This window comes from Ruegeria sp. HKCCD7559, from assembly GCF_013110575.1.
Taxonomy (GTDB): Bacteria; Pseudomonadota; Alphaproteobacteria; order Rhodobacterales; family Rhodobacteraceae; genus Ruegeria.
Genome location: NZ_WVQU01000003.1, coordinates 113,114 through 135,719 on the forward strand (window position 1 = coordinate 113,114; position 22,606 = coordinate 135,719).

Sequence of the window (22,606 nt, forward strand, 5' to 3'; positions counted from 1 at the left end):
TCTGACGCAACGTCTTTAAAACCCGCAAACTGTAAACGTGCGGTTGATGCCCTTGTTTTCGTTTTCAATCCCAGCCTCCGCCGTTCATCAGACCCAACTGTTCCAGCTGGCTCCACCCGGTGTAGCGCACCGATTGTGGGGTCCACATGTCCGGCTGGTTGATTATCCCATCGTAGTATGGCCCGAATTGGTCCGGATCATGAAAATGTTGGCGTCGCTGCTTTTCGGTATTGGATTTCTCGATAACGTCCGGCAGGAACTTCGTGTGCAGCAACACGCCCGACGGGGTATCGCCGCCCGGGCCATCATAGGTTTCGTTCAGGCGGCGCGGCAGGGCAGAATGGCATGAGTTCACATAGGCATAGCGCCGCGACCAGCGCATCAGCGGGATCTTGTTCAGCGTGGGTGATCTTTGCCGGGTTTGCGTAAAGAAAATACGTTCCCGCGCGCCACCCTGCACCCACAGATTGCCCATCGGGCTTTGCCGCTGCGCGCGATACGGTCCTGCATCGAACCAGCACAGCAGATTTGTGGGGTCGGTGTCCGGGTCATAAGCCGCATCACCCAAAGGGCCCTTGGGATAGAGGTCCAGCATCAGCGTCCCGAACCCGATCTTCCCGTGCAGGTCCAGCCAGGTTGTCAGGTCATGCAGGGACCGGGTGTCGCAGTGGGCATAGACCAGCAGTTCATCCGCATCCACCATCAGGCACCAGTGGCGGTGGCCATAGCGCATCTGCAACCAGGTCAGCCAGTCCAGGCCAAACCGCGATCCACGATAGCTGGAATGGGTTCTCCACACCGAGACATCCGGTTGATCTTGCAGATACTCGGATGATCCATCGTCGCTGCCGTTGTCGACGATCAGAAAATGATCGACGCCCAAGGCGCGATAGTGACGAAAGAACCAGGGCAGGCGGATGATTTCATTGCGCAAGGTGACAAAGGCCAATATGTCACCCCGCTGGATTCGGGATGTCTGATCCTTCTGGCGGGTCAACTGATGTCGGCTGCGCAGCGACCTCCAGAGCAGCCGCCGGCGTTTCCAGCGCAACCTGTACTTCCGTGCCCATCCGATCCGGGGAAGTGTCAAAGCAGAGCTGGATGTCACCGGGTCCTCATTTTTCGTAGTGGCCGTTCTGGTGCCAGCGCCAGGCGTCTGCGATCATCGTCTCTAACGTAGATCTTTTTGGCTTCCATCCCAGTTCATTTTCAGCCCGCACAGAACCAGATACCAGCTTGGTGCAATCTCCTGCCCGACGAGGGCCCACTGTATACGGCACGGGACGGTTGGTGACGGACCTGGATTGCTCGATCACCTCAAGAACGGAAAACCCGGACCCGGTGCCCAGATTGAAGACACGGCTGCCTTTGCCCTGTTCCAGCCAGCCCAGCCCCAGAATATGCGCATCTACCAGATCGCAAACATGTACATAATCGCGGATACAGGTGCCGTCGGGCGTATCATAATCTGTGCCAAAGACGGTCAGACCGTCCCGCTTGCCGTCAATCGCGTCCAACATCAGCGGGATCAGATGGGTTTCGGGGCGGTGAAACTCGCCCACGTCTCCTTCGGGGTCTGCACCTGCAACGTTGAAATACCGGAAGATGACATGGCGCAGCCCATGAGCCGCCTCGAAATCCTTGAGGATATCTTCGATCGCGCGTTTTGATGCCCCGTAGGCGTTCAGAGGATACTGCGCCGTGGATTCATCAAGAACCACATTGTCGTGCTCGCCATACGTTGCACATGTGGACGAAAATACGAAATCCAGACAGCCGGCCTCGACGGCTGCTTCAATCAGAGTCAGCGAGCCCGTGACATTGTTCGACCAATACACGCCGGGCTGGCGCATGGCATCGCCAACCTGGCTGAGCGCCGCGAAATGCATCACCGCATCTGGCTTGTGTTTCGCGAACACCTCATCCAGGCGGTCCCGGTCCAAAAGGTCGCCCTGTTCAAAAGGGCCAAATTGCACCGCATCCTGCCAACCCGTGATCAGGTTGTCGTAGGTCACAGGAAGGTAACCTGCCTGCGCAAGCGCCTTGCAGGCATGTGAACCGATATACCCGGCACCACCGGTGACAAGAATTGTCTTCATGGCATATCCATTGGGGCTGGTTGAGGCACAGTTTCTACAGGGGCGCCGTCAGAGTCATGGGGAAAAGACGTCACTCCAGCCCCATGGCTGCCATCATCTCTTCGATCTTGGGCACGTCCTGCGGGTTGTTCAGTTCCCAGAACTGACGGCCCCTTGCCTCGACCTCGACGCACAGAACCTTGCGCCCGTTTTCCATGAACCTGAGCTGTTCCAGGCCTTCCAGCTGTTCCAGAGGCCCGGTTGGCCAGCCCGGATACGCCGCAAGGGCGTCGGGCCGATAGGCGTAAACGCCGACATGGTGAAACACGGGTGTCGCTTCATCGCCGGCGTATGTCTGCGACGTGAAGGGGACGACCTCTTTCGAGAAGTACATCGCACTGTGATCGCGTCCGAACACTGCCGTCGTGCCACCTACACGGCCATGCTTGCGGTCGTTCAGCAGACTGTTCAACGCACTGCCGTCACAGCGCAGGACAGGGGTCGCAACACCGGCATCCGGGGCGGCGCGCAGGCCGGAAACCAGATCTTCGACAAACCAATGCGGGGTCAGCGGAGCGTCGCCTTGCAGGTTGACGATGATTTCATACCCGCCACCCAGAACCTCATGCGCCTCGGCGCATCGTTCGGTGCCGTTCTGACAGTTTTCCGAGGTCATCACGACCTCGGCCCCAAAACCCTCGGACACGTCGCGAATGCGCTCATCATCCGTCGCAACAACAACGCGATCGACACCCGAGACTGACATGGCTGCACGCCAGGACCGTTCGATCAGTGTCATGGATGCGCCTTTTGCGCCGGTCAGGGGAACCAGTGGCTTGCCGGGATAGCGGGTCGAGGCGTAACGGGCGGGAATGGCAATCAGAACGGACATCAGGCTTCCTTCAGTTCAACACCCGGAGCGTAAGCAATAAAGAACGGATTTGCATAGCCGTCCTTGCCATAAACCAACGGAGTATGGTCGTCAAAACGCACAACCTGGCCACCGGCTCCGGCCAGTACCGCGTGGCCTGCCGCCGTATCCCATTCCATCGTGCGCCCGACGCGCGGATAGATATCCGCTTCGCCCGTGGCAACCAGACAGAACTTGAGCGACGAACCCGCGCTTTTGCTGTCCTTCACATGATATTTGTTGATGTAGTCCTCGGTGGCCTGATCCCTGTGGGACTTCGACGCCACGACCAAAAGCCCGGAATTATCCGGTTCAGAGACTGATATGGGCGTCAAAGAACCGGTCTCGTTTTTGTCGAAAGCGCCCGTTTCCTCGACCGCGCGGCCATCAGCCAGCGTGAAGAACATACGACCCCGCGCCGGGGCATAGACCACTCCCCGGGTTGGCACTCCGTTTTCGACAAGCGCGATGTTGACGGTAAAGTCGCCGCGACGGTTGATGAATTCCTTGGTGCCGTCCAGCGGATCAACAATGAGGAAAGTATCGCCTTTTTCCGAATGCGAAGCGGCCTGTTCTTCGGTGATCAGAAGAATATCCGGGAATGCCGCACGCAAGCCTGCCGAAATCAATGCATCAGCGGCTTCGTCTGCCACGGTCACAGGGCTGGAGTCGGATTTGACTTTGACATCGAAATCATCCGCCTCGTAGATTTCCATGATCTTGTCGCCTGCCTCCAGAGCCAGTCGCCGGATGACGGGAATAAGCGCATCGTAGGTCACAAAAAAGCTCCGTTCCTGTGGTTTGTTGATCCAAAATCGCGATCGACTTATGATGCGGCGGTTACGGAACGGCAAGATATTCATGCCAGTTTAGAGGCGACGAAGCAGAAAAGACCCTTTGAATGTTCTATTTCAAGCGCAACCAAACGCTGCTGGGCGGCGCTTTCACGACGGCTGAGCTGGTATTCCATGCCACCGTGCGAAAGGTGCGCTCGCAACATCCGAATGCAATAGTCGCCATCCTGATCAATGTTTTGCAGCTTGTGGTGATGGGAACCACTTTCTACCTGCTCATGTCACTGATGGGCCGGGGCGGAATTCCAAAGATCAGGGGCGAATTTCTGCTGTATGTTCTGTCCGGCGTGTTCCCCTTCATGCTGCACATCCAGTCAATAGGCGCGATTTCAGGGGTTGGGTCCGCGAACAATCCGATGATGCTCCATTCGCCGATGAATGTGATGGTGACGATCCTGTCTGCGGCGCTCGGTATTCTTTACAAGCAACTGCTGGCTATGTTCGTGATCCTGTTCATCTACAGCGTCGCGGTCGCCCCGATCGAGGTGCAGGATCCCGGCGGTGCTTTCGCGATGCTGATATTGGCCTGGTTTACCGGATGCGCCGTGGGTTTGGTGTTCATGGCGATGAAACCCTGGTTTCCGACGACTGTGGGAATGCTCACCAATATCTACCGTCGCCTGAACATGGTGTTTTCGGGAAAGATGTTCGTCGCAAACACGCTGGGCGGCGGATTGCTGATGATGTTCGCCTGGAACCCGCTGTTTCATATTATCGACCAGTGCCGGGGCTTCATCTTCCGAAACTACTTTCCGCGAAACACAAGTTGGGAATATGCGCTATGGGTCGGGATAGCTTTGTTGATGATCGGTTTGATGGCTGAGTTTTTCACGCGCCAGCATGTTTCACAAAGCTGGAACGCGCGCCGCTAACATGCGACCCGCAGCGTCAAGTTGATCCGTCCGCCTTTTGGCAACAGCCGGGATGTTCCGTATCTGATCCGGTCGACTCCGTGATAGGCCAATCGTGCCGGGCCGCCCATCACTACCACGTCGCCCGAGCCGAGCCAGATCGACTCGGTCTTGCCGCCACGGGTCGTGTTCCCAATCCGGAACAGGGCGTCATCGCCTAGGGAAACCGACAGAACGGGCCAGGAAAAATCTGCCTCGTCCTTGTCCTGATGCAGGCCCATTTTGGCGCCTTCCCCGTAGTAGTTGATCAAACAGCAATCCGGTGCGCGCTCGGTGCTGACCAGATCGTGCCAGATATCAAGAATGTTCGTGGGGATTTCAGGCCAGACCCCGCCTTTCGGGTGCTTGTCCTGATAGCGATAGCCTGCCTTGTCGGTCACCCATCCCAGATCCCCGGCCGAGGTCATTCTTACCGACATCTCTTTGCCCGAAGGCGTGACGGGTCGAAACAAGGGTGCCGCTTTCAGAATCGGTCGAAGGGCCGCGATCAGCCGTGCCTGGGCAGCAGGGTCAATATAGCCTTTCCTGATTTCGAACCCTCGCAAGACAACTCGCGTCATTCCGGAAACCCCAAACCTTTCCAATTTCTTGCCAAAAAAGACCTCAAATTCCCGAAAACCTGCACTCTACGGTGCTTGCAGGCCTCTTGCCTCGCCCTTATATACGCCGAGACGTGCGATGGTAGTGCTGTCGCGCACATCAGATCGGGGGTGGGATGCCATAAAGGGTCCGACCCTCGGGACATCGCCTTGAAGAGAAAGGGATTGCAAAAATGGGAAAAGTAATCGGGATTGACCTGGGAACCACGAACTCCTGCGTGGCCATCATGGAAGGCTCGCAGCCGAAGGTCATCGAAAACGCCGAAGGGGCGCGGACCACGCCTTCGATCGTCGCCTTCACCGAAGATGAGCGACTGGTCGGTCAGCCTGCAAAACGTCAGGCGGTCACCAACCCCGACAACACGATTTTTGGCGTCAAACGTCTGATCGGTCGTCGCGTGGATGATGCAGAAGTCGAAAAAGACAAGAAAATGGTGCCGTATTCCATCGTGAATGGCGGCAATGGTGATGCGTGGGTTGAAGCCCGCGGTGAAAAGTATTCCCCGAGCCAGATCTCGGCCTTCACTCTGGGCAAGATGAAGGAAACCGCCGAAAGCTATCTGGGCGAAGATGTCACGCAGGCGGTTATCACCGTTCCGGCATATTTCAACGACGCCCAGCGTCAGGCCACCAAAGACGCCGGTAAAATCGCCGGTCTGGAAGTGCTGCGGATCATCAACGAACCGACAGCGGCTGCGCTGGCCTATGGTCTGGACAAGGAAGAAACCCAAACCATCGCGGTTTATGACCTGGGTGGTGGTACCTTCGACGTGACCATTTTGGAAATCGACGACGGCCTGTTCGAGGTTAAGTCGACCAACGGCGACACCTTCCTGGGTGGTGAAGACTTTGACATGCGCATCGTCAACTACTTGGCGGATGAGTTCAAAAAGGAACACGGTGTCGATCTGTCTGCCGACAAGATGGCCCTGCAGCGTCTGAAAGAAGCCGCTGAAAAAGCCAAGATCGAACTGTCCTCGACCTCGCAGACCGAGATCAACCAGCCCTTCATCTCGATGGGCGCCAACGGTCAGCCGTTGCACATGGTCATGAAACTGACCCGTGCCAAGCTGGAATCGCTGGTGTCGGACCTGATCAAGAAGTCGCTGAAACCGTGCCAGGCCGCTCTGAAAGACGCGGGTCTGTCGGCTGCTGACGTGGACGAAGTTGTTCTGGTCGGTGGTATGACCCGGATGCCGAAAGTGATCGAAGAGGTCACCAAATTCTTCGGCAAAGAGCCGCACAAGGGCGTGAACCCGGACGAAGTGGTTGCCATGGGCGCCGCCATTCAGGCCGGTGTTCTTCAGGGCGACGTCAAAGACGTGGTTCTGCTGGACGTGACCCCGCTGTCGCTGGGTATCGAAACGCTGGGTGGCGTGTTCACCCGCCTGATCGACCGCAACACCACGATCCCGACCAAGAAGTCTCAGGTCTTCTCGACCGCCGAGGACAACCAGAACGCCGTGACCATCCGCGTGTTCCAGGGTGAGCGTGAAATGGCTGCGGACAACAAGATCCTCGGTCAGTTCAACCTTGAAGACATCCCGCCGGCACCGCGCGGCATGCCTCAGATCGAGGTGACTTTTGACATCGACGCCAACGGCATCGTCTCGGTTTCGGCCAAAGACAAAGGCACTGGCAAAGAACAGAAGATCACCATCCAGGCATCGGGCGGGCTGTCCGATGAGGATATCGAAAAGATGGTCAAGGACGCCGAAGAGAACGCGGAAGCTGATAAGGAACGCCGCGAGCTGATCGAGGCGAAGAACCAGGCGGAAAGCCTCATTCATTCGACCGAAAAGTCGATGGAAGAGCATTCCGACAAGGTCGACCCGACCACGATCGAAGCCATCGAGTTGGCGATCGCCGCGCTGAAGGACGAGCTGGAAACCGAAAATGCCGACAAGATCAAGTCGGGCATCCAGAACGTCACCGAAGCCGCGATGAAGTTGGGCGAAGCCATCTATAAGGCGCAAGCCGAAGAAGGCGAAGATGAACCTGCTGCCGCAGACGCTGCACCAGGCGACGATGACATCGTTGACGCCGAGTTCGAAGACCTCGACGACGACAAGCGTAAGTAACGGGTAACCGGGCCAGTATGGGCCGGTCCGGATGCCGGGCCGGCCTATTTACGTTGAGGCGGAAGGAAACACTGATGTCAAAACGCGACTATTACGAAGTGCTCGGCGTGTCCAAGGGCGCTTCGGCGGATGAGATCAAGAAGGGTTTTCGTAGGAAAGCCAAAGAGCTGCACCCAGACCGCAACAAGGACAACCCGGATGCCGAGGCGCAGTTCAAGGAAGCCAACGAGGCTTACGACGTGCTGCGCGATGCCGAAAAGAAGGCGGCTTACGATCGCTTTGGCCATGCTGCATTTGAAAACGGCATGGGCGGCGGTGGCCGCCCCGGTGGCGGCTTTGGCGGTCAAGGCGACTTCTCCAGTGCATTTTCGGATGTATTTGACGACCTGTTCGGTGATTTCATGGGTGGTCAAAGGGGCGGCGGCGGACGTCGCGCCGCGCGCGGCTCGGACCTGCGCTACAACCTGCGTGTGACGCTGGAACAAGCCTACTCGGGCCTGCAAAAAACCATCAACGTGCCAACGGCCGTGGCGTGTTCGTCCTGCGAAGGTACCGGGGCTGAAGGTGGCGTTGAACCCACATCCTGCCCCACCTGTTCGGGCATGGGGAAAGTGCGGGCACAACAGGGCTTCTTTACGGTAGAACGGACTTGCCCGACCTGTTCGGGATTGGGTCAGATCATCAAGAACCCCTGTAAATCTTGTCAGGGGGCCGGCAGGGTCGAAAAAGACCGCGCTTTGTCGGTGAACATTCCTGCCGGTGTCGAAACCGGTACGCGAATTCGTCTGGCAGGCGAAGGTGAGGCGGGAATGCGCGGCGGCCCTCCGGGCGATCTGTATATTTTCGTCGAAGTGGCCGAGCACAAACTGTTCGAACGCGACAGCGTAAACCTCTACTGCCGCGTGCCGGTCAGCATGGCCAAGGCGGCGCTGGGCGGATCGATCGAGGTTCCGACCATTGATGGCGGTCGCGGCCGTGTTCAGATTCCGGCCGGAAGCCAGTCGGGTCGGCAAATGCGCCTGCGCGGCAAAGGCATGCCTGCGTTGCGCGGCGGTGGTGTTGGTGACATGTTCATTGAACTGGCCGTGGAAACCCCGGTCAACCTGACCAGCCGCCAGAAAGAACTTCTGCGCGAGTTTGATGATCTGGGTGAAGACAACCATCCGGAATCAAAAAGCTTTTTTTCGTCCGTCAAGTCTTTCTGGGATGGCATGAAAGGCTGAACGACCATGAACGGGGGCTCTGCCCCCGCCGCCCTTTGGGCGACTCCCCCGGGATATTTTCAGCCAGATGAAGCAAGGGACCCTGTATTCATCTGGCAAAAAATATCCCGGAGCGCGAGGCAGAGCCTCGCATGTCACTGTCCTAAACATGCAGTTTTGGCCTTAGCAGAAAGCTGAAAGTGGCAATACATCTGGAAAATTGAGTCTTGATTCCGGCCTTCGACCCTGAGATTGTCCGCTTCAACCGTTGGGGTGCCCTTTGACAGGGCTGAGAGACGCAACCGCGTTAACCCATCGAACCTGATCCGGGCAATTCCGGCGTAGGGAACGGTCTCTTGAACACAGACGTTTTCTCTACTCCGTTGCCCATAGAAGATGGAGCAACGACATGGTGGCAATTGCCCTGACCATAGCAGGATCCGACAGTGGCGGCGGCGCGGGCATTCAGGCTGACCTTAAGGCAATGTCGGCGCTGGGTGTTTTTGGCGCAAGTGTCATCACCGCCGTTACCGCGCAGAACACGCAAGCTGTCACCGCTGTGCATGGAATTCCGCTGGATGTGATTTCCGCCCAAATCGACGCGGTTCTGAACGATCTTGACGTCAGGGCCGTTAAAATCGGCATGCTTGGGACACCTGAGATCATTCATACGGTCGCCAGGGGCCTGGCGGCGTTCGACGGTCCCGTGGTTCTTGATCCGGTTATGATTGCAAAATCCGGCGACGCTCTGTTGGAGCAAGAGGCGGTCCGGACGCTGCGCGATGTGTTGTTGCCAACGGCGACTGTTCTTACGCCGAATCTGCCTGAGGCGGCGTGCCTGCTGAACATGCCAGCGGCAGAAACGCGTGAGCTGATGGCTGAACAGGGCCGGGCATTGTGCGCCTTGGGTGCGGGTGCAGTCGTGATGAAAGGCGGACACGGGTCAGGTGATATCTGCCACGATTTGCTGATCGATCCGTCGGGTGTCATGGCCGAGTTTCAGGCCCCACGTCAGGATACGAAAAACACCCATGGAACAGGATGCACCCTGTCGTCATCCATCACCGCCGGTTTGGCCAGGGGGCTGACCCTGAAGGACGCAGTTGCGCAGGCGCATGACTATCTGCAAGGGGCCATCGCGCGCGCGGATGAGTTGAATGTCGGCGCTGGGCACGGGCCGGTGCATCATTTCCACCGGGTTTGGCCCTCGTGACGCTTTGGTCTGTCATAGGGGCAGGGGTTGCCGGTCTTGCCGTTGCCAGCGAACTGGTGTCGCGCGGTGCAAAAGTGCAGATATTCGACCCCGGCGGGCCACCGGGCCCGCATGGGTGTTCATGGTGGGCCGGAGGAATGCTGGCACCTTGGTGCGAATATGAAAACGCGGAAGAACCGGTGTTGCGTCTGGGGCAGTCCGCGATGGAATGGTGGGCCCAACGCACCAAAGTGACCCGGCGGGGAACGCTTGTTGTCGCAAGTGCCCGTGATGTGCCGGACCTGCGCCGATTTGCGCGTCGAACAAAAGAGTTCACCAAGGTCGAACGGGCAGAAATATCTGAATTAGAGCCTGATCTGACGGGGTTTGGCCAAGGCCTGTTCTTCGAACGCGAAGCCCATGTTGATCCGCGTCAGGCGCTGCAAGATCTGTATCGTCAACTGCAAAGCCAGGGCGTCGTGTTCCACCGGAAGCTGGCGCCCGCCCAGTTGGAGAATGCAATTGACTGCCGTGGCCTTCACGCCCGCGAATACCTACATGATCTGCGCGGCGTGAAGGGTGAGATGCTGGTCATACGATGCCCTGACGTGGAGCTGACGCGCCCGGTTCGTTTGCTGCACCCGCGGATGCCGCTTTATATCGTTCCGCGCGGCGGCGGCGTCTACATGTTGGGTGCGACCATGATCGAATCCGAGGATAGCAGCCGCATTACCGCCCGTTCGATGCTGGAATTGCTCAGCGCGGCCTATGCCGTGAACCCGGCTTTTGGTGAAGCCGAAGTGTTGGAGATAGGCGTCGATCTGCGCCCCGCCTTTCCCGACAACTTACCGCGCATCCGGCGTTTGGGCCGCACGATCTATGCCAACGGGCTTTATCGCCACGGATATCTGTTGGCACCGGCGCTGGCGCGGGGTGTTGCGGATCTGGCGCTGAACAACACACATTCGGAGATGGTAGATGAAGATCGTGCTTAACGGCGAGACGCGCGAGGTGCGCGCCGAAACCCTGTCGGAATTGTTGGACGAATGCGGTTTCTCGGGCCGTGTGGCCACCGCCGTGAACGAAGAATTCGTACCCTCAAGCCTGCGCGTCGCTCACAAGCTGGCCGAAGGTGACCGGGTCGAGGTCGTCGCACCGATGCAGGGGGGCTGAAGATGAAAACGTTTTACGGCACTGAACTGCCCAACTCACTGATGCTGGGCACGGCGCAATATCCAAGCCCGGCCATTCTGGAACAGGCGTTTCGCGAAAGCGGTGCAGGCGTTGCCACTGTATCCTTGCGGCGTGAAGCGGGTGCAGGCCAGACCTTTTGGAACATGATCCGCGAATTGGGAGTTCTGATCCTGCCCAATACGGCCGGTTGCCATACGGTGAAAGAGGCCGTGACGACCGCCCATATGGCCCGCGAAGTGTTCGAGACCCGATGGATCAAGCTGGAACTCATCGGACATACGGACAGTCTGCAACCGGACGTTTTCCAACTGGTAGAAGCCGCCCGCATTCTGACCGAGGATGGGTTCGAGGTGTTTCCCTACACCACCGATGATCTGATCGTGGGCGAACGCCTGTTGGAAGCGGGATGCGAGGTGCTGATGCCCTGGGGCGCACCGATCGGGTCAGGACGCGGGCTGAACAACGAATACGCCCTGCGCGCGATGCGGGCCGAATTTCCTGACATTCCCCTGGTGGTGGATGCCGGTATCGGCTTGCCCAGCCACGCGGCCCGCGCGATGGAGCTGGGCTTTGACGCGGTTCTGCTGAACACCGCTGTGGCCCGTGCCGGAGATCCGGTTCTGATGGCCAAGGCGATGGCGCAGGCTACCCTTGCCGGGCAATTGGCCCATCAGGCCGACCCGATCGAGCCGCGCGACATGGCGGAACCCTCTACTCCTGTTGTTGGAAAGGCCTTCCTGTCATGACGCTGGACCGTTTCTATCCGATCTTTGATCACTCGGACTGGCTGCGGCGGATGTTGCCGCTGGGCGTCAAGCTGGTGCAGCTGCGCATAAAGGATCAGCCAGGCGATGCGGTGCGTGACCAGATCGCAGTCTCACGCGAGTTGTGCCGCGACCATGGGGCGGTTCTGGTGATCAATGACTATTGGCAACACGCGATCGATCTGGGCTGCGACTGGATCCATCTGGGGCAGGAAGATCTGGACGACGCCGACCTGAAAGCCATCCGAAAAGCGGGTCTGAAACTGGGCGTTTCCACCCATGACGACGATGAGCTTGAGCGTGTGCTGGCCATGGATCCCGATTACGTGGCACTGGGCCCGGTCTACCCCACCATTCTGAAAAAGATGAAATGGCACCAGCAGGGCCTGCCCCGCGTAACGGAATGGAAGGCGCGGGTTGGTGATATTCCCTTGGTCGGTATTGGCGGCATGAGTGTCGAGCGCGCAGCCGGTGTTCTGAAGGCCGGGGCGGACATCGTCTCGGCAGTCACGGATATCACCCTGAACCCCGACCCCGAAGAACGGGTGCGCGCGTGGATCGAGGTCACACGATGAGTCGATATGCCCGCCAGACGCTTTTGCCCGAAGTCGGGGCACAGGGGCAGGCACGCTTGTCAGCGGCCCGTGTTCTGGTCGTTGGTGCGGGCGGTCTGGCTGCACCGGTTCTGCCACTTTTGACAGGGGCCGGGGTGGGGCGGATCACGGTCATGGACGGGGATACCGTCGATCTGTCGAACCTACACCGTCAAACGTTTTTCTCCGAGGCCGATTGCGGGCAACCCAAGGCGGAAACCGCCGCCGCCCGTTGCCGCGCGCTGAATGATGACACCGATGTCATCGGTCTGAATCAGGCTCTGACCAGTGAAAATGCGCCCGGTTCGGTGTCGCAAGCCGATATCATTCTGGATTGTGCCGACAGCTACGCAGCCAGCTACATCCTGTCGGACACGTGTCTGGCGCAGGGCAAACCTTTGATCAGCGCCTCGGTGCTGGGGCTTTCGGGTTATGTGGGCGGTTTCTGCGGCGGGGGCCCATCGCTGCGCGCTGTATTTCCCGATGCACCGGACAGTGGCGCCAGCTGCGCCACTGCGGGGGTTCTGGGCCCCGTGGTTGGCGTGATCGGGGCGATGCAGGCGCAGATGGCGCTCAGCTTGATCCTTGGACTTGATCCCTCACCCATTGGGCAGTTGGTTCAATATGACGCAAGAACCCTGCGCAGCACCGGGTTTCGCTTTGATGACGCACCCGAGCCCGGCAACTGCTTTCGCTTTCTGTCCGCAAGCCAGCTGAAGGGCACGGATCAGATCATCGAGCTGCGCAGTTCGCAGGAAGCCCCTGTTCCCATCCATTCGAACGCGACGCGCATTTCGCCGGATAATTTGCGCGAAATAGACCCTAATGGCGGAAAAAGGCTGGCTCTTTGCTGTGCCACCGGTTTGCGGGCATGGCGTGCCGCAGAACAAATTCAACCAGATTGGCCGGGCGAGATTGTCCTCGTCGCGGCCTCAACCTCGTGAAGAAAAGGGAAACGCGAGATATGAAAAAGCTGATGACAGCCATCGCCCTTCTGGCCGCCGCGCCGGCATGGGCCGAAGACAAAATGACCGTCCTGCTGGACTGGTTCATCAACCCTGACCATGGTCCTATCATCGTGGCGCAGGAAAACGGCTATTTTGCTGAACAAGGGCTTGAGGTCGAGATCGTTCCGCCCGCCGACCCGTCCGCCCCGCCCCGTTTGGTGGCTGCCGGCCAAGCCGACCTGGCGGTGTCTTACCAGCCGCAATTGCACTTGCAGATTCACGAGGGCCTGCCTCTGAAGCGTGTCGGCACATTGGTTGCAACGCCGCTGAACTGTCTTCTGGTGCTGGAAGACGGGCCGATCAAGTCGCCTGCTGACCTCAAGGGTAAAAAAATCGGCTTCTCGGTCGCGGGGGTCGAAGAAGCCATCCTTGGCACCGTTCTAGGCAAATACGATGTTGAGCTGGGCGATGTCGAGCTGATCAATGTCAACTTTTCCCTCTCGCCGTCGCTGATGACCGGTCAGGTGGACGCGGTGATTGGCGCTTATCGCAACTTCGAACTGAACCAGATGGATATCGAAGGTCGTCCCGGCACCTGCTTCTATATCGAGGAAGAGGGCGTTCCGTCTTATGATGAACTGATCTATGTCGCCAATCCGGAAACGATGGACAAGGACAAGATCGCCCGGTTCCTCGCCGCGACTGAAAAAGCGACCCAATTTATCGTCAATAATCCGGAAAAAAGCTGGGAAATCTTCGCGGCGACCTCGCCTGAACTTCAGGACGAGCTGAATGCCCGCGCCTGGGTCGATACACTGCCGCGCTTTGCGCTGCGTCCGGCAGGTTTTGATGCCGGTCGTTATGCCCGGTTCGAAACCTTCCTGAATGAAAGCGGGATGATCGACAGCGTCCTTCCGGTCAGTGACATCACCATCGACGTGACCGCGCAATGAGCAATTATGGCAAAGCCTTTGCGCTGATGCGCGATGCTGCGGCGGATCCGTGGCGGGATTATACCCGCCACGCCTTCGTAGAGGGTATGAAAGACGGAACGCTGCCACGCGATGCGTTTCTGCACTATCTGCGGCAGGATTATGTGTTTCTGATCCACTTCTCACGTGCCTGGGCGTTGGCCGTGGTGAAATCAGAAACGCATGAAGAAATGCTTGCCGCATCGCGAACTGTGAACAGTTTGATCAGCGAAGAGATGAAACTGCATATCGGTATCTGCGCGGCGGAAGGTATCTCGCAGGCAGAGTTGTTTGCCACGCCAGAGCGACACGAGAATCTGGCCTATACCCGGTTTGTCCTGGAAGCAGGCTACAGCGGAGATCTTCTGGACCTGCTGGCGGCCCTTGTTCCTTGCGTCATGGGGTATGGTGAGATCGGTACGCGCCTGTCCGCCGAGGCAACGTCCGAGACATATCGCGGCTGGATCGACACTTATGCCGGCGAAGATTACCAAGCCGCGTGTGTGGCGGTAGGCGAGTTGCTGGATCAGGCTCTAACAAGACGTATTGGGGCTGATTTTCAGGCGTCACCACGCTGGGATCGACTGTGCCAGACCTTCCGCAAGGCGACAGAGCTTGAAGTCGACTTCTGGCAGATGGGTTTGACGCCATGACACCTGCGCCCGAACTGACCATCAACGGCACTGCCACGATCGACGGCGCGACCCTGTTTTCGCCGTTGTCCCTGACCCTAGGGGCCGGGGCGTGGACATGCCTGCTGGGCGGTTCGGGCGTGGGAAAAACCACGGTTCTGAGGTTGATTGCGGGGCTCGAGACCGGGGCTGTCTTCGCTGGACGGATCACGGCCAGTGATGGCTTGCCTGTGGCTGAGCGTGTCGCATACATGGCGCAGGATGATCTTCTTTTGCCTTGGGCAACTGTCGCGCAGAATGTCTCGCTGGGTGCGCGTCTGCGCGGGGAAAACGTTGATCTTGATCGACGTGACCGCCTGATCGAGCGTATGCGGTTGCAGGATCACATGAACAAGAAGCCCAATGCGTTGTCCGGCGGGCAACGTCAGCGTGTCGCCCTGGCCCGGACACTGATGGAAGATCGCCCCGTTGTTTTGCTGGACGAGCCCTTTTCGGCCCTTGATGCCCGCACCCGCGCTGACATGCAGGATCTGGCCGCTGAAGCATTGCACGGTCGCACCGTCCTTCTTGTGACCCATGATCCCGCAGAGGCCGCGCGTCTGGGGCAATCCATCGTGGTGATGACCGAACACGGATTGACGCAGTGCGAAGCGCCCCGGGCCCAGGCCCCGCGCCGCGTGGATGATTTGGAGACATTGGAAACCCAGGGTGCCTTGCTGCGTCTTCTCCGCGAGGGCGTGGCATGAAGTATTTTTCTGCACTGGCCGCAACTTTGTTTGCCTTGCTGATCTGGCAGGGCATCGTGACCCTGACCGGGTTGCCGAAGTTCATCCTGCCCGGACCCGCCGTCGTGGCCGAAACCTGGTGGCAGAACCGCTGGGTGATCGCCGAGCATACCTGGATCACAGCGATCGAAGTGGTGATCGGTCTGGCATGCGGAACGCTGCTGGGTGTCGTTACTGCGTTGCAACTGGCGAATTCGCGGGCGGCGCGGGTCCTGGTGCAGCCGATGCTCGTGTTCACGCAGGCTCTGCCGGTATTCGCATTGGCGCCGTTGCTAACGCTATGGCTGGGCTATGGGCTGTGGTCCAAGGTCGCCATGGCGGTGTTGATCATCTATTTCCCGATCACCTCATCCTTTTTTGACGGGCTTATGCGCACCCCGTCGGGGTATCTGGATCTGGCCCGAACGATGCAGGCCAGCAAGCGCGCCGTATTGTGGCATATCCGTATCCCGGCCGCTCTGCCGTCGCTGGCGTCGGGGATGCGGCTGGCGGCGGTCTATGCCCCGATCGGAGCGGTGATCGGCGAATGGGTCGGCTCGTCGCAGGGGCTGGGCTATCTGATGCTGCTGGCCAATGGACGTGCCAAGACCGATCTCATGTTTGCCGCGATGCTGACCCTGGGCGTATTCTCGATCCTTCTGCACATGATTGTCCGCCGGGCCACGGCACGCATGGCGGGTGAGGTGCGTTAACCAATCAGAAACCGATTCTGGGTCAGGGTGCGCCCATGACACAGGACGCCTTTGCCGAAGCCCCGATGCTGTTTGATACGGACGAAGCGCCGGCGCAGCCGCTGCCCTCTGGCCGGTTACCCTCCTACATAAAAGACCACCGCAAGCGGCTGCGCGAACGGTTCAGGACCGGCGGATCGGCGGCGATGCCGGATTACGAACTGCTTGAACTGGTCCTGTTCCGATCCATTCCCCGTCAGGATGTGAAGCCACTGGCACGGGCATTGATGGACACTTTTGGTGATTTCAATCGTGTCCTGACCGCGCCCGAGGAACGGCTGCGCCAGATCAAGGGCGTTGGCGATACCGTGGTTACCGACCTGAAAATTCTTGAGGCCTGCGCCCACAGGATGGCCCGCGCCCGGGTGATGCAGCGGCATGTGATCTCGGGATGGGATGCGCTACTGGATTATTGCCACACCACCATGGCGCATCGTGAGATCGAACAGTTTCGCGTGTTCTATCTGGATCGCAAGAACGTAATGATCGCGGATGAGGAACAGGCCAAAGGCACCGTGGATCACGTGCCGGTTTACCCGCGCGAGGTTGCCAAACGAGCGCTGGAACTGAATGCCTCGGCCCTGATTCTGGTGCACAACCACCCGTCGGGTGATCCGACGCCCTCGCAATCGGATATCGACATGACCAACCGTATTCAGGATGCCTGTGCGGCCTTGGGCCTGACCCTGCACGACCACCTGATCATTGGAAAATCGACCGAGTTGAGCTTTCGGTCCGAAGGGTATCTGTGAGCTTCACTGCACCCAGATTTCAACCCGGCGGTTGACCTTGCGGCCCCATTCGGTGTCGTCACAGGCCATCGGCATTGCTTCGCCAAACCCTTCCGCGACCACCTCGATACTGTCTGATATCGATGTCTCGGCTGCGGCCAGAACCGCGTTTCGTACCGTCTGTGCACGTCGCAGGGCAATGCGGGCGTTGGCGGCGGCCCCGCCATCCCCGTCGCTGAAACCGGCAAACACCAGCTTGCGCGCCTTCAATGTGCCGGCGTCAAGCATATGTGCCAGTTGCTGAATATTGGAACGTGACTGCGCATCCGGACGGGATGATCCGGGCTCGAACCGAACCGACAGGGACAGCCGTGACAGCGGACGCAGGGTTTCGATCATGCGCTGAAGCTCATCCAGCCCAACTTCGGGCCCTCCGGTGGCGATGGCATTGGCAAGCCGGTCGCCCTGTACGCCAACCGGCAAGGTTTCAGGCGATTGATCCACATAACCTGCGTCACGAATGGCCATCTGGGCCCCGGGGCTTAGGCTAAAGGCCAGAAATTGCCGTGCAATCCGCGGCAGGCGGCGTTCGGGCAGATACAGAAACATCGGCATGTTCAACGGATAATCTTCGGTCTTGATCGATTGACGGGTGGCGGCCAGCGGATGCCCACACCCTCCGGTCAGCGGCAGGGCTCGGGTATTGTCGGCTGTCGCTTTGCTGGCGATTCCGATGGAAAACGGGTCCTTTGCCACGGCCTTGGTCAGATCGCTCGTTCGAATATGACGGATTGCGGTATCGGTCAGTTCCACGCCAGCGGTCTTCAATACCTGATCCTCGACAGCCTGCGCCAGCCCCGATCCCGGATCCGGCACATGCAAGGCGATCGGAGCATCCGGCCCGCCCAGGTCGACCCAGTTCTTCACTTCACCTGACAGAATGCGCGCCAAGTCGGCCAGCGAAATCTGACGCATCACACTATCGGATGCCACCACCGGAACCATGGCGTCCAATGCAACAACCCTGGATCGCCGGGCCCGTTTCAAATCACCCAGCCCCGCGGCATCGGCTGCATCCCGCTCTGCCTCGCGTACTTCGCGCAGGGCCATCACGATATCTGTCTGATCCCCGATCAACTTGGCGAAGCCGCGATCCGTGGTCCCGACGTCAAAGTAGAACCGCGCCAACGGGGCGTCACGGCCTGACTGAAAAAGCTCATAGACGAAGGTGTCATAATCCACGCGGGCAGGCGTTGCGGTCAAGCCTTCCTGCTGCGCAAACCCGATGATCAGGGCGGGCAGGACCGTTTCGGCCATGACAGACGATCCGGAAAACCGCAACTCGGCTACGAAATCCGTCAGGCTGGGGCACGCAGGTCCGTCGCAGGTGACGCCCGAGCCATCAACGGTCAACTCACCGAACTGCGTATCAACGCGGTAAAATTCGCCGTCGAAGCCCAGCAGGTTGCCTGTTACTTCGACCTTGCCGTCATGAGACGTCAGTGTGATGTCCTGCGCCATTGCACAGGTCGCACCTGCAACGGTAAACAGCGCGGTCACAGCCGCACGAAAGAAAGTCATAAGAGAGTCGAGCCTGCCTGCGGATTACTTTGCCGCGATTGTCAGGTCTGAGAGCAGATTATTCAACACCAGAAACTCACCGGCCTGTGAACAATCCGGCAGGGTCAGGGACATGTCGCGCGACCGCAGCCGGCTATCTGACAGAAGTTCCAGCGCCTGCACATTCAGCGTTTGCCCGCAGTTGGATTCGGTCACTTCGGCTTCGACCGTCAGGTCGATGCTGCCGGACCGATCCGACGCGCCCGTCGGAAAGGAATATACTTCGATATTCTTGGCACGACCCAGACCCGTCTGGCCCAGGCGCAGAACTTCTCCTGCGCCATTTGCCGAGGAATCGTTCCACACATGGCCGCTGTTGCCATAGCTTGCCCCGAATTCCAGCGCGTGAATCTGCAACTCGGTATCACCCTGCCATTGCAGGACGACGCGGTCATATTCGGCAATGTCGGTCACGTGAGTGGTGGCGACCGTGCCTGTTTCATCTTCGAATGAAATCAGGAAAATCGCGTATTCCGACAGTGCCGGGATGGACATGTTCAAGGCACCGGAATCGTCGGTGTTCTGGCTGACCGTCAGGCCGCTGTGATGAATTTCAACGCGTTCGTTTCGGTGGCAGGGTGCCCGCAGCGACAGGTGTGCCATGGCGCCGGGGACGGCGACGGCGCGCGCGCTGATGTTGCAATCCGTTGTTTTCGGTGCTGACGGAACTGCGCGAGGTTCGGGCGCTGCCGCCCCGAAATCTGCGTCAGACGCCGGAGCCGAAGTCAGTACGATAGCATCCAACCCCGACAGAACCGAGGATTGCTGAGATGCCGAGGCAACATCAACACTACCCCCCGCGTTCGCAGGCTGCGCGGTTGGTCCGTTCTGCATCAGGTAGCCTATGCCCAAAGCACAAGCGACCGTGCCGCACATGGTCACGTAGTTTCGAACTACAAACAAGAAACCCTCCCCAGTTGAAGGAGCAAATCGCACATTCGCCACGAATCGCGGCCAATTTGTGGCCGCAAGGCGAACACATTGTGGATTCGGCGGGCAACGTTAGGTCAGTCGGCCATGGCAGTGTTTGAACTTCTTGCCCGAGCCACACGGGCACGGATCATTTCGCGACGGGTTGCCCCAGGTCGATGGATCGCTTTCGTCGAACCCCGGAAGCGCATCACCCGAGGCCGCAGCCTCGGCCTTGGCTTCGGCCTGTTTCGCGGCCTTGTCCACGGCCTCCTGCGCCTGAGCCTGCTGCCCGGCCATCTGCGCCAGCATTTCTTTCTGTTCTTCTTCGGTCAGCGGACGTACGCGCGACAATTGCTGTGTCACGGTCTCGCGCAGCGAATCCAGCATGCTTTCGAACAGCTGGAAGCTTTCGTTCTTGTATTCGTTCAGAGGATCGCGCTGGGCATAACCGCGGAACCCAACGACCGAGCGCAGGTGTTCCAGGGTCAGCAGATGCTCGCGCCATTTGCTGTCAATGGTCTGAAGCAGAACCTGTTTTTCGATGTTGCGCATGTTTTCAGGGCCAAAGGCGACGGCCTTCTGGGCCATCATCTCATCCGCGGCCTTGATCAGACGTTCGCGCACCTGCTCGTCATCCACGCCTTCTTCGGCGGCCCAGTCCTGAACCGGGACGTCCATGTTCAGCTTGTCCTTTATCGCCACGTGCAGACCCTCAGTATCCCACTGATCAGCATAGGATTTCGGCGGCATGTATTCGTCAATCAGGTCGTCAATCACCTGTTCGCGCATATCCGAAACGATCTCGGACAGGTCGTTTGCAGACATGATTTCGCGGCGCTGGCTGAAGATCACCTTCCGCTGGTCATTCATCACGTCGTCGAACTTCAGAACGTTCTTGCGCATGTCAAAGTTGCGGCCTTCGACCTTGGACTGCGCGCGTTCCAGCGACTTGTTCACCCAGGGGTGAATGATCGCCTCGCCTTCTTTCATGCCCAGCGTGGTCAATACCTTGTCCAGCCGTTCCGAGCCGAAGATGCGCATCAGGTCATCCTCGAGGCTCAGGTAAAATACCGTTCGGCCCGGGTCGCCCTGACGACCGGAACGACCGCGCAGCTGGTTGTCGATGCGGCGGCTTTCGTGGCGTTCCGATGCCATGACGTAAAGGCCGCCAGCAGCCAGAACCTTTTCTTTTTCTTCGGCGTGGCGTGCTTCTTCGGCGGCCCGCAGCTCGGACGGATCCGCGTCTGGATTCTCGGCAATCGCTTTCAGGACCTTCATCTCGACATTGCCGCCAAGCTGAATGTCGGTGCCGCGACCGGCCATGTTGGTGGCGATGGTTACCGCACCCAGACGACCGGCATCGGCAACGATCTGTGCCTCTTGCTCGTGCTGGCGGGCGTTCAGAACGTTGTGCTTGATGCCTTCCTTGGTCAGCATCTGGCTGAGCAGTTCGGATTTTTCGATCGACGTGGTCCCCAGCAGAACCGGCTGGCCCTTTTCCTGCGCCTTTTTCGTCTCGGCGATCATCGCATCGTATTTTTCGGCGGCCGTACGATAGACCTGATCATCTTCGTCGATACGGGCAATCGGCAGGTTGGTCGGAACTTCGACCACGCCCAGACCGTAGATCTCGGCAAATTCTTCGGCCTCGGTCAACGCGGTGCCGGTCATGCCGCTCAGTTTGTCGTACAGGCGGAAATAGTTCTGGAATGTCACGCTGGCCAATGTGACGTTTTCCGGCTGGATCTGAACCTTTTCCTTGGCTTCGATCGCCTGATGCAGACCTTCGGACAGGCGACGGCCCGGCATCATGCGGCCGGTGAACTCATCGATCAGAACGACATCGCCGTCGCGCACGATGTAATCCTTGTCGCGCTGGAACAGCTTGTGGGCACGCAGCGCCTGGTTGACGTGATGCACAACGGTGGTGCTTTCCGGATCATACAGGGAATGGCCTTCGGGAATCAGGCCGGCCTGAAGCAGCTGTGCCTCAAGAAATTCGTTGCCTTCATCGGTAAAGGTCACATTGCGCGATTTTTCATCCAGGGTGTAATGATCGTCGCTCAGCGTCGGGATCAGGCCATCAATGGCGGTGTACAGATCCGACCGGTCCTGCGCGGGACCCGAGATGATCAGCGGTGTCCGCGCTTCATCGATCAGGATCGAGTCGACCTCGTCCACAATCGCAAAGTTGTGGTGTTTCTGGTAAACCTGCTCTAGATCCGCCTTCATGTTGTCGCGCAGATAGTCAAAACCCAGCTCGTTGTTGGTGGCATACGTGATGTCACAGGAATACGCGGCCAGTTTTTCCGCGTCGGGCTGGCCGGACCAGATCACACCAGTTGTCATGCCTACGGCCGCAAACACCTTACCCATCCATTCCGCGTCACGTTTGGCCAGGTATTCGTTCACCGTGACAACATGCACGCCCTTGCCGGTCAGCGCGTTCAAATAGGCCGGGAAGGTGGCGACCAGAGTCTTGCCTTCGCCCGTCTTCATTTCCGAGATGTTGCCCTGATGCAGGAAAATGCCGCCCATCAGCTGCACGTCAAAGGCCCGCAGGCCAAGTGCGCGCTTGGCGCCCTCGCGTACGTTGGCAAAGGCCTCGGGCAGCAGGTCGTCCAGGCTTTCGCCATCCAGTGCGCGCTTGCGCAGGTCTTCGGTCTTGTCGATCAGACCTTGATCTGAAAGCGTTTCAAACTCTGGTTCCAGCGCATTGATCTTTTCGACCAGAGGGCGGGTCGCCTTGATCTTGCGGTCGTTCGGTGTTCCGAACACCTTTTTGGCGAGCGTTCCGAGTCCCAGCATGTTCACTCCAGAGGATCTGTTCTTTTCGTGGTTGCGACAGGCTTGCCCACCTTGCGCGCAACCCATAGATACGGGGGGTGAAAGGCGGCCC

General features: G+C 58.9%; 22 protein-coding genes and 1 riboswitch. Of the genes, 14 read left to right on the forward strand and 8 right to left on the reverse strand.

Features of this window, described 5'->3' with window-relative positions; all coding sequences use genetic code 11:
• Window positions 1-64: 64 nt before the first annotated feature.
• From GS605_RS11050 to cysQ, 4 genes are all read right to left on the reverse strand, one after another.
• Window positions 65-1,108, reverse strand: coding sequence for a glycosyltransferase family 2 protein (locus tag GS605_RS11050; RefSeq protein WP_171724022.1), 1,044 nt, complete (start codon window positions 1,106-1,108; stop codon window positions 65-67).
• Between the two features lie 7 nt (window positions 1,109-1,115).
• The gene (gene galE / locus GS605_RS11055; protein WP_171724023.1) at window positions 1,116-2,099 is read right to left on the reverse strand and encodes a UDP-glucose 4-epimerase GalE; all 984 of its coding nucleotides are present in this window, start codon (window positions 2,097-2,099) and stop codon (window positions 1,116-1,118) included.
• A 70-nt stretch (window positions 2,100-2,169) separates the two neighbouring features.
• Window positions 2,170-2,970 carry a manno-octulosonate cytidylyltransferase gene (locus tag GS605_RS11060; protein ID WP_171724024.1) on the reverse strand — a complete coding sequence of 267 codons (801 nt, stop codon included), beginning with the start codon at window positions 2,968-2,970 and terminating at the stop codon, window positions 2,170-2,172.
• A complete protein-coding gene (cysQ, locus tag GS605_RS11065) occupies window positions 2,970-3,767 on the reverse strand; it encodes a 3'(2'),5'-bisphosphate nucleotidase CysQ (protein ID WP_171724025.1) in 798 nt (265 codons plus the stop codon). Before cysQ ends, GS605_RS11060 begins: the two co-directional genes overlap by 1 nt.
• A gap of 122 nt (window positions 3,768-3,889) precedes the next feature.
• Between cysQ and GS605_RS11070 the strand changes: the two genes are divergently transcribed.
• Window positions 3,890-4,714, forward strand: coding sequence for an ABC transporter permease (locus GS605_RS11070; RefSeq protein ID WP_171616598.1), 825 nt, complete (start codon window positions 3,890-3,892; stop codon window positions 4,712-4,714).
• On the opposite strand, the gene GS605_RS11075 is transcribed toward GS605_RS11070, so the two are convergent.
• Window positions 4,711-5,313 carry an alpha-ketoglutarate-dependent dioxygenase AlkB gene (locus tag GS605_RS11075; protein ID WP_171724026.1) on the reverse strand — a complete coding sequence of 201 codons (603 nt, stop codon included), beginning with the start codon at window positions 5,311-5,313 and terminating at the stop codon, window positions 4,711-4,713. The two genes, GS605_RS11070 and GS605_RS11075, sit on opposite strands and share 4 nt — an antisense overlap.
• A gap of 212 nt (window positions 5,314-5,525) precedes the next feature.
• Between GS605_RS11075 and dnaK the strand changes: the two genes are divergently transcribed.
• The 13 genes from dnaK to radC all read left to right on the forward strand — a co-directional run bounded on the left by dnaK (window position 5,526) and on the right by radC (window position 17,196).
• On the forward strand, window positions 5,526-7,433 hold the full coding sequence (gene dnaK / locus GS605_RS11080; RefSeq protein WP_171724027.1) for a molecular chaperone DnaK: 1,908 nt from the start codon (window positions 5,526-5,528) through the stop codon (window positions 7,431-7,433).
• 74 nt (window positions 7,434-7,507) lie between these two features.
• Complete coding sequence (gene dnaJ, locus GS605_RS11085) at window positions 7,508-8,656, forward strand: molecular chaperone DnaJ (RefSeq protein WP_171635418.1); 1,149 nt, start codon at window positions 7,508-7,510, stop codon at window positions 8,654-8,656.
• Between the two features lie 238 nt (window positions 8,657-8,894).
• A riboswitch (TPP riboswitch) is annotated at window positions 8,895-9,000 on the forward strand.
• 44 nt (window positions 9,001-9,044) lie between these two features.
• Window positions 9,045-9,848 (forward strand): bifunctional hydroxymethylpyrimidine kinase/phosphomethylpyrimidine kinase, encoded by an 804-nt coding sequence (gene thiD, locus GS605_RS11090; protein WP_171635419.1) that lies wholly within the window; start codon window positions 9,045-9,047, stop codon window positions 9,846-9,848.
• A complete protein-coding gene (thiO, locus tag GS605_RS11095; protein ID WP_171724028.1) occupies window positions 9,845-10,822 on the forward strand; it encodes a glycine oxidase ThiO in 978 nt (325 codons plus the stop codon). The genes thiD and thiO overlap by 4 nt, the downstream gene beginning before the upstream one ends.
• Complete coding sequence (thiS, locus tag GS605_RS11100) at window positions 10,806-11,000, forward strand: sulfur carrier protein ThiS (RefSeq protein WP_171635425.1); 195 nt, start codon at window positions 10,806-10,808, stop codon at window positions 10,998-11,000. The genes thiO and thiS overlap by 17 nt, the downstream gene beginning before the upstream one ends.
• Before the next feature lie 2 nt (window positions 11,001-11,002).
• Window positions 11,003-11,767 carry a thiazole synthase gene (locus GS605_RS11105; protein ID WP_171635428.1) on the forward strand — a complete coding sequence of 255 codons (765 nt, stop codon included), beginning with the start codon at window positions 11,003-11,005 and terminating at the stop codon, window positions 11,765-11,767.
• Entirely contained in the window at window positions 11,764-12,360 is a 597-nt protein-coding gene (locus GS605_RS11110; protein WP_171724029.1) for a thiamine phosphate synthase, read from the forward strand. Before GS605_RS11105 ends, GS605_RS11110 begins: the two co-directional genes overlap by 4 nt.
• Entirely contained in the window at window positions 12,357-13,322 is a 966-nt protein-coding gene (locus GS605_RS11115; protein ID WP_171724030.1) for a HesA/MoeB/ThiF family protein, read from the forward strand. The genes GS605_RS11110 and GS605_RS11115 overlap by 4 nt, the downstream gene beginning before the upstream one ends.
• 20 nt (window positions 13,323-13,342) lie before the next feature.
• On the forward strand, window positions 13,343-14,278 hold the full coding sequence (locus tag GS605_RS11120; RefSeq protein WP_171724031.1) for an ABC transporter substrate-binding protein: 936 nt from the start codon (window positions 13,343-13,345) through the stop codon (window positions 14,276-14,278).
• Window positions 14,275-14,949 (forward strand): thiaminase II, encoded by a 675-nt coding sequence (tenA, locus tag GS605_RS11125; RefSeq protein ID WP_171724032.1) that lies wholly within the window; start codon window positions 14,275-14,277, stop codon window positions 14,947-14,949. The genes GS605_RS11120 and tenA overlap by 4 nt, the downstream gene beginning before the upstream one ends.
• Window positions 14,946-15,674 carry an ABC transporter ATP-binding protein gene (locus GS605_RS11130; RefSeq protein ID WP_171724033.1) on the forward strand — a complete coding sequence of 243 codons (729 nt, stop codon included), beginning with the start codon at window positions 14,946-14,948 and terminating at the stop codon, window positions 15,672-15,674. The genes tenA and GS605_RS11130 overlap by 4 nt, the downstream gene beginning before the upstream one ends.
• Window positions 15,671-16,405: an ABC transporter permease gene (locus tag GS605_RS11135; RefSeq protein WP_152459564.1), complete on the forward strand. Its 735-nt coding sequence runs from the start codon at window positions 15,671-15,673 to the stop codon at window positions 16,403-16,405. Before GS605_RS11130 ends, GS605_RS11135 begins: the two co-directional genes overlap by 4 nt.
• A 35-nt stretch (window positions 16,406-16,440) precedes the next feature.
• Window positions 16,441-17,196: a DNA repair protein RadC gene (gene radC, locus GS605_RS11140; protein ID WP_171724034.1), complete on the forward strand. Its 756-nt coding sequence runs from the start codon at window positions 16,441-16,443 to the stop codon at window positions 17,194-17,196.
• Between the two features lie 3 nt (window positions 17,197-17,199).
• Here radC and GS605_RS11145 read toward each other — a convergent pair whose 3' ends face one another.
• The 3 genes from GS605_RS11145 to secA all read right to left on the reverse strand — a co-directional run bounded on the left by GS605_RS11145 (window position 17,200) and on the right by secA (window position 22,515).
• Entirely contained in the window at window positions 17,200-18,756 is a 1,557-nt protein-coding gene (locus GS605_RS11145) for a phosphate ABC transporter substrate-binding/OmpA family protein (RefSeq protein WP_171724035.1), read from the reverse strand.
• 24 nt (window positions 18,757-18,780) lie between these two features.
• Entirely contained in the window at window positions 18,781-19,698 is a 918-nt protein-coding gene (locus GS605_RS11150) for a hypothetical protein (RefSeq protein WP_171724036.1), read from the reverse strand.
• Between the two features lie 99 nt (window positions 19,699-19,797).
• Entirely contained in the window at window positions 19,798-22,515 is a 2,718-nt protein-coding gene (gene secA / locus GS605_RS11155) for a preprotein translocase subunit SecA (protein ID WP_171724037.1), read from the reverse strand.
• Window positions 22,516-22,606 lie beyond the last annotated feature (91 nt).

What these genes read in the sequence shown, in the direction of transcription:
- galE (WP_171724023.1), bottom strand. Translation starts at nt 2,099, where the DNA reads ATGAAGACAATTCTTGTCACCGGTGGTGCCGGGTATATCGGTTCACAT.
- GS605_RS11060 (WP_171724024.1), bottom strand. Translation starts at nt 2,970, where the DNA reads ATGTCCGTTCTGATTGCCATTCCCGCCCGTTACGCCTCGACCCGCTAT.
- GS605_RS11070 (WP_171616598.1), top strand. Translation starts at nt 3,890, where the DNA reads ATGTTCTATTTCAAGCGCAACCAAACGCTGCTGGGCGGCGCTTTCACG.
- GS605_RS11075 (WP_171724026.1), bottom strand. Translation starts at nt 5,313, where the DNA reads ATGACGCGAGTTGTCTTGCGAGGGTTCGAAATCAGGAAAGGCTATATT.
- dnaK (WP_171724027.1), top strand. Translation starts at nt 5,526, where the DNA reads ATGGGAAAAGTAATCGGGATTGACCTGGGAACCACGAACTCCTGCGTG.
- dnaJ (WP_171635418.1), top strand. Translation starts at nt 7,508, where the DNA reads ATGTCAAAACGCGACTATTACGAAGTGCTCGGCGTGTCCAAGGGCGCT.
- thiD (WP_171635419.1), top strand. Translation starts at nt 9,045, where the DNA reads ATGGTGGCAATTGCCCTGACCATAGCAGGATCCGACAGTGGCGGCGGC.
- thiS (WP_171635425.1), top strand. Translation starts at nt 10,806, where the DNA reads ATGAAGATCGTGCTTAACGGCGAGACGCGCGAGGTGCGCGCCGAAACC.
- GS605_RS11105 (WP_171635428.1), top strand. Translation starts at nt 11,003, where the DNA reads ATGAAAACGTTTTACGGCACTGAACTGCCCAACTCACTGATGCTGGGC.
- GS605_RS11110 (WP_171724029.1), top strand. Translation starts at nt 11,764, where the DNA reads ATGACGCTGGACCGTTTCTATCCGATCTTTGATCACTCGGACTGGCTG.
- GS605_RS11115 (WP_171724030.1), top strand. Translation starts at nt 12,357, where the DNA reads ATGAGTCGATATGCCCGCCAGACGCTTTTGCCCGAAGTCGGGGCACAG.
- GS605_RS11120 (WP_171724031.1), top strand. Translation starts at nt 13,343, where the DNA reads ATGAAAAAGCTGATGACAGCCATCGCCCTTCTGGCCGCCGCGCCGGCA.
- tenA (WP_171724032.1), top strand. Translation starts at nt 14,275, where the DNA reads ATGAGCAATTATGGCAAAGCCTTTGCGCTGATGCGCGATGCTGCGGCG.
- GS605_RS11130 (WP_171724033.1), top strand. Translation starts at nt 14,946, where the DNA reads ATGACACCTGCGCCCGAACTGACCATCAACGGCACTGCCACGATCGAC.
- GS605_RS11135 (WP_152459564.1), top strand. Translation starts at nt 15,671, where the DNA reads ATGAAGTATTTTTCTGCACTGGCCGCAACTTTGTTTGCCTTGCTGATC.
- radC (WP_171724034.1), top strand. Translation starts at nt 16,441, where the DNA reads ATGACACAGGACGCCTTTGCCGAAGCCCCGATGCTGTTTGATACGGAC.
- GS605_RS11145 (WP_171724035.1), bottom strand. Translation starts at nt 18,756, where the DNA reads ATGACTTTCTTTCGTGCGGCTGTGACCGCGCTGTTTACCGTTGCAGGT.
- secA (WP_171724037.1), bottom strand. Translation starts at nt 22,515, where the DNA reads ATGCTGGGACTCGGAACGCTCGCCAAAAAGGTGTTCGGAACACCGAAC.